Annotated in this window: 16 protein-coding genes; 15 read left to right on the top strand and 1 reads right to left on the bottom strand. The window is 40.9% G+C overall.

All coding sequences use genetic code 11. The features are described 5' to 3' along the window. Positions 1-102 precede the first annotated feature (102 nt). The 15 genes from CLV32_RS01545 (at position 103) to CLV32_RS01475 (ending at position 12,915) form a co-directional block, all read left to right on the top strand. Entirely contained in the window at positions 103-579 is a 477-nt protein-coding gene (locus tag CLV32_RS01545; protein WP_133553461.1) for a GAF domain-containing protein, read from the top strand. Then, positions 572-1,177 (top strand): DNA-3-methyladenine glycosylase, encoded by a 606-nt coding sequence (locus CLV32_RS01540; RefSeq protein ID WP_133551693.1) that lies wholly within the window; start codon positions 572-574, stop codon positions 1,175-1,177. The genes CLV32_RS01545 and CLV32_RS01540 overlap by 8 nt, the downstream gene beginning before the upstream one ends. Positions 1,178-1,233: 56 nt before the next feature. Beyond that, a complete protein-coding gene (locus tag CLV32_RS01535) occupies positions 1,234-1,722 on the top strand; it encodes a pyridoxamine 5'-phosphate oxidase family protein (protein ID WP_133551691.1) in 489 nt (162 codons plus the stop codon). 69 nt (positions 1,723-1,791) lie between these two features. Further along, positions 1,792-3,084, top strand: a complete 1,293-nt coding sequence (gene kynU, locus CLV32_RS01530) for a kynureninase (protein WP_133551689.1) — start codon at positions 1,792-1,794, stop codon at positions 3,082-3,084. Next, on the top strand, positions 3,077-3,985 hold the full coding sequence (locus tag CLV32_RS01525) for a histone deacetylase family protein (protein WP_133551687.1): 909 nt from the start codon (positions 3,077-3,079) through the stop codon (positions 3,983-3,985). Before kynU ends, CLV32_RS01525 begins: the two co-directional genes overlap by 8 nt. After that, entirely contained in the window at positions 3,982-5,829 is a 1,848-nt protein-coding gene (gene topB, locus CLV32_RS01520) for a DNA topoisomerase III (RefSeq protein WP_133551685.1), read from the top strand. Before CLV32_RS01525 ends, topB begins: the two co-directional genes overlap by 4 nt. Before the next feature lie 59 nt (positions 5,830-5,888). After that, entirely contained in the window at positions 5,889-6,254 is a 366-nt protein-coding gene (locus CLV32_RS01515; RefSeq protein ID WP_243732209.1) for a response regulator, read from the top strand. Further along, positions 6,255-7,370, top strand: a complete 1,116-nt coding sequence (locus CLV32_RS01510; protein ID WP_133551681.1) for an MBL fold metallo-hydrolase — start codon at positions 6,255-6,257, stop codon at positions 7,368-7,370. It abuts the gene before it with no gap. Between the two features lie 39 nt (positions 7,371-7,409). Next, entirely contained in the window at positions 7,410-7,721 is a 312-nt protein-coding gene (locus CLV32_RS01505; RefSeq protein WP_133551679.1) for a hypothetical protein, read from the top strand. Positions 7,722-7,750: 29 nt separating this feature from the next. Further along, complete coding sequence (locus tag CLV32_RS01500) at positions 7,751-8,518, top strand: hypothetical protein (protein WP_133551677.1); 768 nt, start codon at positions 7,751-7,753, stop codon at positions 8,516-8,518. 1 nt (position 8,519) lies between these two features. After that, a complete protein-coding gene (gene miaA / locus CLV32_RS01495) occupies positions 8,520-9,437 on the top strand; it encodes a tRNA (adenosine(37)-N6)-dimethylallyltransferase MiaA (protein WP_133551675.1) in 918 nt (305 codons plus the stop codon). A gap of 141 nt (positions 9,438-9,578) precedes the next feature. After that, positions 9,579-10,118: a hypothetical protein gene (locus CLV32_RS01490; protein ID WP_133551673.1), complete on the top strand. Its 540-nt coding sequence runs from the start codon at positions 9,579-9,581 to the stop codon at positions 10,116-10,118. A 185-nt stretch (positions 10,119-10,303) separates the two neighbouring features. Further along, positions 10,304-10,855: a hypothetical protein gene (locus CLV32_RS01485; protein ID WP_133551671.1), complete on the top strand. Its 552-nt coding sequence runs from the start codon at positions 10,304-10,306 to the stop codon at positions 10,853-10,855. Between the two features lie 128 nt (positions 10,856-10,983). Further along, the gene (locus CLV32_RS01480) at positions 10,984-11,520 is read left to right on the top strand and encodes a DUF3347 domain-containing protein (RefSeq protein WP_133551669.1); all 537 of its coding nucleotides are present in this window, start codon (positions 10,984-10,986) and stop codon (positions 11,518-11,520) included. A gap of 108 nt (positions 11,521-11,628) precedes the next feature. Further along, entirely contained in the window at positions 11,629-12,915 is a 1,287-nt protein-coding gene (locus CLV32_RS01475) for a citrate synthase (protein WP_133551667.1), read from the top strand. Positions 12,916-12,991: 76 nt separating this feature from the next. On the opposite strand, the gene CLV32_RS01470 is transcribed toward CLV32_RS01475, so the two are convergent. After that, entirely contained in the window at positions 12,992-14,239 is a 1,248-nt protein-coding gene (locus CLV32_RS01470; RefSeq protein WP_133551665.1) for a nucleoside permease, read from the bottom strand. Positions 14,240-14,279 lie beyond the last annotated feature (40 nt).

Raw genomic sequence — 14,279 nt, 5'->3', positions numbered from 1 at the left:
GTTCTAAAAGTGGCAAAGCTACTAATTTTTACGCTTTTACGTCAGTATTACAAATTCGTTATGGATATCCGTAAATTTGTGTTTCTAAAAAAAAACATGAATATGGCTGAAGACCTGAAAATTCTCAAGGATCTGAGTAAAGAAGAACAGTACCAATCGCTGATACCTCAGTTAAAAGGCTTGCTTGCCGGAGAGACGGATTTAATTGCGAACCTCGCTAATGTGGCGGCAGCTCTAAAAGAACAATTTAGTTGGTTTTGGGTTGGATTTTACCTCATTAAGGGGGATGAATTGGTATTAGGGCCATTTCAGGGCCCGGTTGCTTGTACACGCATTGCAAAAGGGCGGGGTGTTTGTGGCTCGGCCTGGCTTAGAAACGAGACGATTATCGTTCCGGATGTAGATCAGTTTCCAGGGCATATTGCTTGCGCTTCTGCGTCACGTTCAGAGATCGTTTTACCGTTTTATCTTGCTGAGGAGATGGTAGGTGTACTTGATGTTGATAGTGAATATCTTGCTTATTTCGATGATGTTGATGCTGTTTATCTAACTGAAATATTAAGATTAATCCATGGCTAAACTTCCTTTTTCTTTTTATCAGCAGGATGACGTAAACTTAATTGCCAGGCAGCTGTTGGGTAAGTATTTGTACACAGATATTGACGGGGTTTGTACTGCCGGCATAATCGTTGAAACTGAAGCCTATAAAGGAGTTGTCGATAAAGCTTCTCATGCCTACGGGGGGCGTTTCACTGACCGAACAAAGGTTATGTATGAATCTGGTGGAATAGCTTACGTATATTTATGCTACGGCATTCACTATCTGTTCAATGTGGTTACTGCCGATCAAGGAAGTCCTCATGCTGTATTAATCAGAGGATTAGAGCCAGTTGTAGGTCTTGACGTGATGCAGGCAAGACGTAAAATGGCAGTAATTAAATCGTCCATAACTGCAGGACCTGGGGCCCTTTCAATGGCATTAGGGATAAATAAGAAGCTAAATGGTGCTGATTTGTTGGGGGATCAGGTGTGGATCGAAGATCAAGGCTTGAGCTATCCTGATAACGACATAGCTACTGTCCCGAGAGTGGGGGTCGACTATGCCGCTGATCATGCATCTTTGCCTTGGAGGTATTATGTTAAAGGCAACAAATACGTGAGCAAGCCGAATAAGTAAAACAATTTTTCCTGGATTTCTGTTGTCTCGTAAATTGAATTTATATACAATCGATCATGAAAAACGAGAAAAACATAGCGATATTAAAGGAAAAAATTGACGAAGTCAGAATCTGTTTATTTACTACTGTTGACGCAAAAGGCGCTTTTTCGAGTCGTCCCATGGCAACCGCCAAGGTTGAAGACGATGGGAGTATTTGGTTTTTTAGTAATGAGTATTCACTAAAGTCAGCCGAAATTTCTAAAGAAAATGAGATTACATTAGGGTATAGCAGTCCCTCAAACAACACCTATATTACTGTAAATGGTAAAGCTGAACTTGTTGATGATCAGGTTCGTAAAGAGTCGTATTTTTCTGCGGCTGTGAAAGCCTGGTTTCCTGACGGTGTAGAGGATCCGAGATTAATCCTGATTAAGGTTACTCCGGCATCTGCGGAATATTGGGACAGCAGCTCTTCTAAAATGGTGGTTGTCTTTAATATCTTGAAAGCACTTGTTACAGGAACTCAGTACGAGGGTGGTGATCACGATCAGATTAAATTCTAAAAAGCATTTTTTTCATAAATAAAAGGCAGGTAAAATTATTATCTGCCTTTTTTGTGGATATTTGAAACCATGGATTTTGAAAATAATCTGGCCTTCGCGGAGGCTATGGATCGGGACGATCCACTCAAAGAATTAAGAGGCGAATTTATTGTTCCACAGCAAGGAAGTGAATCGGTAATATATATGTGTGGTAACTCTTTAGGTCTTCAACCTAAAGTTACACGTAATGTCGTACATGGTCAGTTGGACCAATGGGCTAATCTTGCTGTTGAGGGATGGTTTGAGGGAGAAGAGCCTTGGATGTATTATCATAAATCATTGAAGGAGTTGCTTGCTCCAATGGTTGGCGCAGTGGTGTCGGAAGTGTGTCCCATGAATACATTGACGGTTAATCTACATCTGTTACTTGTAAGTTTTTATAAACCTTCGGGTAAACGGTTTAAAATAATTATGGAGGCTGGCGCATTTCCATCGGATCAATATGCATTGGAAAGTCAGGTCCGGTTTCATGGATACGATCCCGCTGATGCGATAATAGAAGTCTCACCAAAGGGAGGAGCGCTGACGCTTAAAACCGCCGACATTATCGCGGCTATCGAAACAAGTGCCGAGGAAATTGCATTGGTGCTTTTTAGTGGCGTAAATTACTTCACAGGACAACTTTTTGATATGGAGGCAATAACAGAATCTGGTCATCGTGCAGGAGCGATCGTTGGCTTCGATTTGGCTCATGCCGCAGGCAACGTTCCTCTGATGCTCCATGATTGGGAAGTTGATTTTGCATGTTGGTGCTCCTATAAATATCAAAACGGCGGGCCGGGAGGTATAAGTGCCATATTTGTACATGAAAAGCATTTCAAGGATAAAACACTGAATCGCTTTGCTGGCTGGTGGGGATATCAGGAAAATATTCGTTTTAAAATGGAAAAGGGCTTTATACCTGAGCCGGGAGCCGACGGATGGCAAGTGAGTTGCGGACAAGTTATACCAATGTCCATGTATTCGGCCGCTTTGGGTATCTTTAAAAAGGCTGGATTTATGGGACCTTTGAGAGATAAAAGTATTAGATTAACTGGATATCTTTATTTTATTATAAATGAGGTTAATAAAAGTCTTCATTTTGAACAGTTTAAAATTATAACCCCAGAAGATATCGAACAGCGGGGAGCGCAGTTGTCGATTGTTGCGACTAAACACGCTAAAGAAATCTTCGGGGAGTTAGTTAAACGTAACATTCTCGGAGATTGGAGAGAACCTAACGTAATTCGTTTGAGCCCTGTGCCTTTATACAATACCTTCGTAGAGATCTTTCAAATAGGTCAGCAATTGTTAGCTATTTGTAATAGCCTGCCTAATGATTAAAATTGCCTTCCATGGATCCTATGCTCATCCGCTGCCAGAAGGTCATCGGTTTCCTATGTTAAAGTATGAGTTAATTCCAGAACAGTTGCTACATCAGGGAATTGTAAAGCAACAACAATTTTTTAGTCCTGATCTTGTATCTGAGGAAGTGATATGCCTCGCACACCAGCGCTCTTATTGGCAGAGTCTAAAAGAATTGGCTTTACCTGCTAAGGAACAGCGGCGTATCGGTTTCCCGCTTACAAAACAGCTGATAGATCGTGAGTGTCGAATTGTTCAAGGTACTATTCAAGGAGCGTTACTAGCCAAAAAATATGGTATTGCCTTTAATGTTGCAGGCGGAACGCATCATGCCGGCAGCAATTGGGGTGAAGGATTTTGTCTTCTGAATGATCAGGCTGTTGCTGCCAACTATCTATTAAATAATAAATTAAGTCATAACATATTAATAATCGATTTAGATGTACATCAAGGAAATGGAACGGCCCAAATTTTTAATCGTTGCAGTAATGTGTTTACTTTTTCTATGCATGGCGAGAATAACTTCCCTTTCAGAAAAGAAAAGTCTGATTTAGACGTCGGACTTGATGATGGTTGTCTTGATGCCGAATATCTCGATAGGTTGCGGCTGTCGCTGAATTTTTTTGAAAGTAATTTAAAACCAGATTTTGTGTTTTATCTTGCCGGCGTAGACGTACTCGGTACAGATAAACTTGGTAAGCTAAAACTCAGCAGGTCAGCGTGCCGGCAACGCGACGAAATGGTATTTGCCTATTGTAAACGGCAAAATCTTCCGGTACAAGTAAGCATGGGAGGAGGGTATTCCAGCAGCATTAGAGATATTGTTGATGCACACTGTGCCACATTTAAGGCTGGAATTGATATTTTTGAAGAATTATGAAGATTGTGATTGCTGAAAAGCCATCTGTAGGCCGCGAATTAGCTAAAGTTTTTGGGGCTACAGTCAAGAAGGATGGATATATAGAAGGTAAAGGGTATTCTTTTACCTGGGCGTTCGGCCATTTGCTTCAGCTCGCTGCTCCACAGGAATACGGTTTTATAGGCTGGAGAAAACAACATTTGCCAATGCTTCCTCAGAAATTTAAACTTTCTGTTCGTAAAATAAAGACTAAAGATGGATATGTCGAAGACCCCGCAGTACGCAAACAGTTAAATACTATAAAAATGCTCTTTGATGAGGCAACGGAAATCATTGTCGCAACGGATGCGGGACGTGAGGGTGAGCTAATCTTTCGATATATATATTATTACCTAAAATGTAAAAAGCCGTTTAAGCGCTTGTGGATTTCTTCTCAAACAGATGAGGCTATCAAAGAAGGTTTTCGGAACTTAAAACCTGGAACTGATTATGATACGTTGTTCAACTCGGCTCACTGCCGGTCACAATCAGATTGGCTTGTTGGCATGAACGCCACGCAGGCACTTAGTATATCCGCAGGAAACAGATCGGTGCTTTCGCTTGGAAGGGTACAGACGCCAACATTGGCGCTAATTTGTGCAAGATACTTGGAGATACAGAATTTTGTGCCTAAGATATTTTATCAGTTGAGTATCTTGCTGGATCAGGAAGGGCTGCAGTTTAAAGCGATGTCCTTGCTGAGCTACGACAAAAAAGAAGACGCCGAGGCCGCATTACTACGCGTTCGTGATGTCGCTTCAGGATTTCCTGCCGGCGGAAATGTAACGGGCGTTGAGTCCAAGCCCAGAAAAGAACCACCTCCCTTGCTGCATGATTTAAGTAGCCTCCAGCAGGAGGCGAATAAGAAGAAAGGGTTTACTGCTGATCAGACGTTGACATTGTTACAGGGACTCTACGAGAGCAAACTAGTCTCTTATCCGCGTACGGGAAGTCGCTATATAGGAGATGATGTCTTCGCTGGCGTACCCCGCCTGATTGATTTAGCAAAAGATCATCCTGAATTCGGAAAGGCGGCAGAATTTCTTGGAACAATACCACTTAACAAACGTAGTGTTAATGCTAAAAAAGTTACAGATCACCACGCTATATTACCTACAGGCGAAAAACCTTACCAACTCAGTAGTGATAAACAAGCAGTCTATGATATGGTCTTGGGTAGGATGCTGGAATCTTTCCATCAGGAATGCGTAAAGGAAATTACCAAGATTACGATCGAGTCAGGCAGTGAATTCGTGGCCAACGGTACCGTTATCCGGTCAGCGGGATGGAGATCCGTACTGAACGCGACGGATGATGATAAAGAAGAGGACAGTGTTTCCCTGCCTAAGGTCAAAAAAGGTGTACAATTGCCAGTACCCGAAAAAACTTTGCTTGAGAAACAGACGAAGCCTAAGCCTTTATACAATGAAGCATCACTGCTCAAGGCACTTGAAACGTCAGGTAAAGAAATTGAAGATGAAGAGTTGCGTTATGCTATGAAAGATAGTGGTTTAGGAACACCGGCAACAAGGGCCTCAATTATTGAAACGCTGATCACCAGAGAATACATTAAGAGAGAGAAAAGGAATTTGGTACCCAGTGCCAAGGGGCTTGCAGTTTACGATGTGGTTAAAGACCAGAAAATAGCACAGGCTGAACTGACCGGGCAATGGGAGAAACGGCTCGAGGAAATTCGCTCCGGAGCGTCAGTTGCGGACTTTAAGGCAGAGATTACAGCCTATACGCGTGAGATTACCCATGACCTGTTAACCAGCGGTGCTTCCATTTCTGGTAAAATAACTCCACCTGTCCAGGAGACTGTATAGTGGTATTATTTTTGTTGTGTTCCCGGTTTTAAAATATGACTACACTTTACTAAATGAACATGCTTAAAAAAGTAATGATTGCCGATGACGATCCTGGGATCCTCGATGCAGTTACAGCTATGTTGGAATTCGGCGGTTACGATGTTAGTTCAACGTCTGATGGTGCTACTGTACTTGAGATAACTGACCAACTTCCTGATCTGCTTTTATTAGATATATGGATGTCTGGAACAGACGGAAGAGATGTTTGTAAAGAACTTAAAAAGAGAGAGTTCAGTAAAAATATGCCGATTATTATGATTTCCGCAAGTACAGAACTTGAGCGTTCTGCAAAAGATGCCGGCGCCGATGACTTTCTGGAAAAACCTTTTGATATGGAAGAGCTACTCAACAAGATTGCACACTTTTTGGGCCAGACAAACTAGGTGCTGTCCATTTTATTATGCTGTACTATTGGCATTGGTTTATTCATCGCGCTGACCTTTTATGTATTACAACTTCCGGTTTTTGGTAAGCTGCCCGCAGGTGAACGCCTGATTCGGGTAAAAGGTTTACCAAACTATGATGATGGTGCCATACAGAATTTGTCACATACACCGCAACTTGCACCTGGTGCTACCTATTTCGACTTATTACGAAGTTTATTCAAAAAAAATATTGGTGGTACCCCAACAGGGACACTTCCACATAAATATCCTGATTTCAATTTTGTTGATACGCCAAAGATAACCTGGTTTGGTCATTCTTCCTATCTGATTCAGGCCGACGGACGATCCATTTTGGTCGATCCTGTTTTCAGTAAACGAACTTCCCCTTTTTCATTCATGGGCAACCTCAATTATCCCGGGACAGACTTTATGAAAGCAGAAGACTTTCCTGACTTGGATGTGGTGCTTATTACCCACGATCATTACGATCACATGGATTACCAAACCATCCTTAAGTTAACCTCCCGGGCCACACTTTTTATCACCTCTATTGGCGTGGGTTCTCATCTTGAGCGGTGGGGGATTCCAAATGATAAAATTGTAGAATTAGCCTGGTACGAAAATTTTAAAAGTAGTTATGGATTTGAAGTTACCGCCCTTCCAGCCCGGCATTTTGCAGGTAGAGGTTTTAAACGGAATCAAACTGCCTGGTCGTCGTTTTTCCTGCAAACATCCGCGCATAAGATTTATTTAGGAGGAGACTCAGGATACGATACGCACTTCGAGAAAATAGGAAAGACATATGGACCTTTTGATATTGCAATTTTAGAATGCGGGCAGTACAATGCTTACTGGCCTTTTATCCATATGTTTCCTGAAGAAACTATTCAGGCTGCAATCGATTTGAAAGCTAAATATCTTTTACCAGTACACTGGGGGAAATTTACCCTTGCCCGTCATCCTTGGAACGAACCTGTGATCAGGGCTGTAGCGCACGCTTCAATTATCAGACAATCGATAACAACGCCAATGTTAGGTGAGGCTGTAGTTTTAGATGCCCACTATCCTTCAGATGCGTGGTGGCTTGATTCATCAAACAATGCAAGTGTTTAACTGTTATTATTGGGATTCTAACTTCTATAAAAACTTACTATGAAAACAGATTTCATCGAAATATTTCAAACAATCCGTGCCGCCTTACAACCTTACACTGCGCTAGATTTCTCGAACAGAATAAATAGCGATGAGGCATACGATCTGTGGAGTGATAAAAATTTTAAGTCCGAATCCGAATCAGTAACGGAACGCTTTTTTGCAGCGGTAGAAATTACCGGAAAGGGTGTTAGTTTTCGCTGTGGTACAGATGAACAGCTGATCGAACAATTGGATACGACGTATATGGCAAAAATTGAGGATCAACTGTCTGCTACCTATAAGACGTTCAAGGAAGAGGAGTGGGTCTGACAGATACAATTTTTTCTGATCTGTATAAGTTGTTATCGCAACATAACATATCTGCGACTTTTTGTGACGACCAACATTTTTCTATAATTCTCTTAAATGATTCAAGGCTCGCCATTAATCTGATTCCCTTAATAAATGATTTTGCACCCGGCGCATTATTAGCGATCCAGGAAGAATATCAAACACGTGGCATCTTATTGGCCCATTTATGGGCCGACGTTTGGATTTCCAGAACTCAGCAGGTTTTAGACCGTATTTTTTCCCTTTTAGGATTGAATAAGCGCATCCATGGACGAAAAACCGAGGCAGTGGCAGTGCATCAGGCAGAGGCTGATGAGTTCATGGATAAATACCATATCCAGGGCGCAGTAAAATCCAGGTATAAATATGCATTGAAGTGTCATGGAGAGATTGTTGCCATGGCAACATTCAGTAGTGCCCGGACGATGACACAATATCAACATGAACATAGATCTGTAGAGCTCATTAGGTTCGCTGCGAAAAGTGGCGTTACAGTTGTTGGCGGTTTAACTAAGCTGATCACGTATTATCGCTCAAGGCATACCGTCCATGATATTATGTCTTATGCCGATCGCGATTGGTCGGCTGGTAAAGGCTACCTGGTAGCAGGATTCCTATTGAAGGAAATTATTGATCCCACCGAACTTTGGATAGATAGCACCAACATGAAACGGTATTTTAACCACAGATTACCAGCGCATGGTGCAGCAGGGCAGCCCAATAATTTTACCAGGGCTTTCAATACCGGAAATCTGAAATTCGTCTTATACTTGTAACATGAATGATCAACCGCTTATTGTGGTACTTGGCGCTACAGCATCCGGAAAAACCAAAATGGCTGTCCAGTTGGCTCACGCATTGAAAGGAGAAATCATCAGCGCTGATAGCAGACAGGTATATCGTGGCATGGATATCGGTACCGGAAAAGATCTTAATGAATATAAGACGAAGGATGATGCTGTTCCATACCATTTAATCGATATCGTTGACGCAGGTGATAAATACCATGTTAATAACTTTATAGAAGACTTTCATAAGTGTTATCACAAAATTAAGTCGGCAGGTAAACCGGCTATTCTGTGCGGTGGCACTGGAATGTATATCCATACGCTCTTACAGAACTATCAATATACCGGCATTCCAGTGGATCCAAACATGAGGGCGAATTTGACCGGTCTGAGTCGTGAAGACTTGATAAAACGTTTATCAACCTACCCTAAGCAATACACTGTGCATGCTGACCAGTCTACGGTGAAAAGACTAATCCGGGCGATAGAAATTGCAGCATACCTGGAACGTCATGGTTTGCAAAACGAACAGCACCCTCAACTATCAGCGCTCGTAATTGGATTGGTAGACGACGTAGTGCAGCGTCGTGCCAAAATCGAAAGCAGACTGGACCGTAGGTTAGCAGAAGGGCTTGTGGAAGAGGTGGCTGGATTACTGGCACGTGGTGTTACCACGGATATGTTAGAATTTTATGGGTTGGAGTATAAGCTTACTGTACAGTTTTTAAACGGAATGTTAAGCTTTGATACTTTTAGAGCACAATTATTCACTCAGATTTGTCAATATGCAAAACGACAAATGACATTTTTTCGTAAAATGGAAAAAGACGGTGTGCATATCCATTGGTTTCAGGCAGATACGCCCGCTGAAGTAGTTCAAAAAGCCCTATTAGACAATTTTCTTTGATTAATACCTGCGTTTTTTTTAGATTGATTCAAGCCTTCTATTCAACAAATCTTCACTATGGCATACCTTTTGTTTATGAAGCGGTAACAGATAAATATCTGTTTTGCTTCGGCAAATTATTAAACGAAATCAATAATCAAAATGAAAAAAGTTACAAAAATTTTAGCTTCTGCAGCAGCTGTAGCCGCTATCATCTTTACAACTAATGTTAATGCACAAACCCCTAAATTAGGAATAGGCGTAAATCTTGGTGTGCCAACCAGCGATCAATATAAGTTTGCTTTAGGTGCGGATGCACGTCTCCAATTTGATGTTTCAAAACAAGTATCTATCCCGGTAACCGCAGGTTATACCCACTTTTTCTCCAAAGATTATACAGTGGCTAATGTTAATGTTAAGCAAGATTATGGATATATCCCGGTTAAAGCAGGTATCAAGCTGTTCTTCGATGAGTCAGGGTCAGGTATTTACGCTTTAGGAGAAGCCGGTGCTGCTTTCGGAGTAACCGACGGGTCTAAAACTGGATTTTTATATTCACCAGCACTAGGGTATTCATGGAGTAGCGGTTTAGATCTTGGTGTAAAATATGAGGGTATCTCTGGTGGTAGGGATGCAAGCTTAATCTATCCTAAAAATACTGGTCAGGTTGCATTGCGTATAGCGTACGGTTTTAAACTGTAATTAGTAATATTTCAAAATTATTGGCCCTTTCTACATAGTATGTAGAAGGGGCCTTTTTATGAAAAAAAATTGATCATATTTTTAATTATTATCGCATTTAATACGTTTTAATAAAACCGTAACTGTATTTGGCTCGTATCTCAGAGTAGTAAACTACAATTATCAATAAATATAATCTACCAATCATGAAAACAATTACTAAACTTTTTACCATAGCAGCAACCGCTGTTGCCGCTATGTCGCCTTCACTAAGTAAAGCTCAGGATATGAGCATGACTGCGGATAGTACACCGGTATTTCAAAAAGCGTTGCGTCTTGGAATAGGAATCAGTGGAGGTATTACCAGAGACAAATCTCCATTTGATTACGGATTGGGTGCGGATCTTCGCCTTCAATGGGATTTACAAAAACATTTGTCCCTTACCGCAACTGGCGGATATACCAGAATGATGGCGAAAAATGATTTGCCTGATTACGACTTTATCCCTTTAAAAGGTGGAGTAAAAGTATTTCCAGGACATTCTTTATATGCTTTAGGTGAAGTAGGTGCAGGACTGGGTATCAAAGACAACTCTAAAACATCCTTTATCTGGTCGGGTGGTGTTGGTTATGCCTGGAAGAATGGTCTTGACATCAGTGCCCGTTACGAATCATACCAGCAAGATAGCAACTCAAGCACCTATTACCCCGTTAATGGTCAATACGCTTTGAGATTGGCTTACGGCTTTAAATTATAATCTGAATCCAATAAGTTACAAAAGCCCTCCGAATTTCGGGGGGCTTTTTTTTATTATCCCAATTATAAGTGTTATTTTGAGCAAAAAAGAAAAAAGGTGTTTAAACACTACTAACTAAATTATTCCTTATGAAATACTACATTGGAATGGCATGCATCATGGCCTTGTCCGCATGTACCGGTGCTGCAAAAAAGCAATCGGTTGCTGTGGATTCAACGGCTGTTGTTGCGACTGCCGCTGCCGGGCGGAATGTCGTGTTGACGGATCCAAAAGTACAAGGCATTTATGACCATTATTTATTGCTAAAGAATGCTTTGGTAGCTTCTAACTATGACGCCGCTAAAACTGCCTCAACAAGTCTTGCTCAAAAGTTATCTACTTATGAGGGATGTGAAAATACCGCGCTTATTGCCAATAAGATTGCCACAGCTAAGGATCTTGTAGATCAAAGAAGAGAATTTACCTATCTGAGCTCTGATGTTATTGCCATGTTCAAGCATGCAAGCATAGAAAAAGGTGTTATTTTCGTTGAACACTGCCCAATGGCAAACAATGGCGACGGTGGTGATTGGCTTGCCGCAGAAAAGAAAATCAACAATCCCTATTATGGAAAAGAAATGCTGGAATGCGGATCTGTTGTTGAAGAATTAAAGGCCGTAAAATAGCTCGGCGTTTACTTATTATTTCATGATTATTTAACAGCTTTGTTATATAACCATGTATTTTAGTTGAATTGATTAATTACTTTTGTTATTTATAAATTATAAGATTATATGTCAGATTTTGCAGAAATTAAGATCGATGGAAAAGTATATGAGTTTCCAATCATCGTGGGAACTGAAGGCGAGAAGTCTATCGATATTTCTAAATTAAGAGACTTAACAGGTCACATTACTTTAGATTTAGGTTATAAAAATACGGGCTCTACCAAAAGCGCGATCACCTTTCTGGACGGAGAAGAAGGTATACTTAAATATCGTGGTTATGGAATCGAAGAGCTGGCAGAAAAATCTACTTTTCTTGAAGTAGCTTATCTCCTGATATATGGTGATCTGCCAAATCTAGAGCAACTGGCTGGATTTCAGGCTTCCATTACAAGTCATACACTCATTCATGAGGATATGAAGAAATTTCTGGACGGCTACCCATCTAAATCACACCCTATGGCACAGCTCGCCTCTTTGGTTTGCTCCCTGTCTACGTTCTATCCGGAATCTTTAAACGCAAATTCTTCACCTGAGACAATGGATCTCACGATGATAAAGTTACTTGCTAAGTTTCCAACAATTGTTTCTTTCATTTACAAGAAGTCCCTGGGCCATCCATTAATCTACCCTAAAAATAAATTTGACTACGTCAGTAACTTCCTGAATATGATCTTTGGTCAGCGTACTGAAGAAGTGGAAATTGATCCTGTAGTAGTCAATGCAATGAATACCTTACTGATCCTCCATGCTGATCATGAACAAAACTGCTCAGCATCTACGGTACGCATGGTTGGTTCGTCTGATTGCAATTTGTATGCTTCTGTATCTGCTGGTATCGCAGCCCTTTGGGGACCTTTGCACGGTGGCGCAAATCAGGCGGTAATTGAGATGCTTGAAAATATCAAAGAAGATGGTGGAGATACCGAAAAATGGATTAACAAGGCAAAAGATAAAAACGATCCATTCCGTATGATGGGCTTCGGACACCGTGTGTATAAAAACTTCGATCCGAGAGCAAAAATCATCAAAAAAGCATGTGATGATATTTTGGAGAAATTAGGGATAAACGATCCTGTACTGGAAATTGCTAAGAAATTGGAAGAGGCTGCATTGAATGACCCATATTTCGTAGAGCGCAAATTATATCCAAATGTAGATTTCTACTCTGGTATTATTTATAGAGCACTAGGCTTCCCAACAGATATGTTTACCGTGCTGTTTGCCTTAGGCCGTTTACCAGGATGGATTGCCCAATGGAAAGAAATGCATGAAAATAAAGAGCCTATCGGACGCCCACGTCAAGTTTACGTTGGACATACCAACAGAACGTTCACTGATATTTCAGAGCGCTAGGCGTAGTAACCAAACAAAAAGGCCGGATAGTTGTAAACTATCCGGCCTTTTTGTTTGGTTACCAATTCTTTATATATTAAAAATGATTGTTTACTGCCTTTTCTTCTGCAGTATCGTGCTTATATTTAAATACGAAAGGGAAGGTCACACCTAGTATTAATGCATATGCAGCAAAGGTAAACCAGATATGTTCCCAGTTACGTATACCATTTTGTGTAAAGTGGTCCACTACCCAGCCGCTTAAAATTCCACCAAAGAAGGCGCCAAGTCCATTGGTCATCAGCATAAACAAACCTTGTGCACTGGCACGGATATTTAGATCTGCCTCACGTTCCACAAATAAAGAACCCGAAATATTAAAGAAGTCAAAGGCCATTCCGTAAATGATCATAGACATGACCAGAAGGTATAACCCGGAACCAGGATTTCCTAGTCCAAAAAGGCCAAAACGAAGTACCCATGCAAAAATGCTGAACAACATCACCTTTTTTATCCCAAATTTATTCAGGAAGAAAGGGATCGTTAAAATAAATAGGGTCTCTGAAATTTGAGAAACAGATAATAAAAGATTTGGATGTTTAACACCAAATGTATCAGGATAGATCGTTTTAAAATCATCCAGAAATGTACCGCCAAATAAATTCGTTATTTGCAAAGCAGCACCTAAAAACATAGCGAAAATGAAGAATATCGCCATTTTCTTTTTCCTGAACAGAACAAATGCATCCAGACCTACGCTAGAAGAGAAGCTTCTTGCATCTGTTGATTTGATGGGCGGCCGTTTTGGCATTGTGAAAGCATACAAGCCCAAAATTAATGCGGCTCCCGCGCTAACATATAACTGCATAGGACTCTTCGTCCACCCCAGGAAGTCAACCATCCACATAGCAAAGATAAATCCTACTGTACCCCATACGCGTATAGGAGGGAAGGCCTTGATAATATTGATGCCATTCTTTTCCAAGGCATTATAGGATACTGTATTAGCTAACGCTATAGTAGGCATATAGGCCATGGAATTAAAAAGCATGATGATGTACAAAGTAGGATAACTCTCTACTTTCGCTGCCACAAAAAGAAGCAAAGCGCCGATAATGTGACAGATACCCAGGACTTTCTCTGCATTTATAAACCGATCAGCGATAATTCCCAAAAATGCCGGCATAAAAAGTGACGCAATCCCCATTGTAGCGAAAATACTGCCCACTTCAACACCCGAAAATTTCAAGGTGGCGATCATGTAACCGCCAAAAGAGATTAGCCAGGAACCCCAGACGAAAAATTGAAGAAAATTCATCAGGGTTAACCGTAATTTGATATTCATAAAGTCTTTTGTTTGTTTCTAACGATGAAGATAGAATTAT

The organism is Pedobacter duraquae, from assembly GCF_004362245.1.
GTDB classification, from domain to species: domain Bacteria; phylum Bacteroidota; class Bacteroidia; order Sphingobacteriales; family Sphingobacteriaceae; genus Pedobacter; species Pedobacter duraquae.
This window is presented reverse-complemented; position numbering and strand designations above follow the sequence as displayed.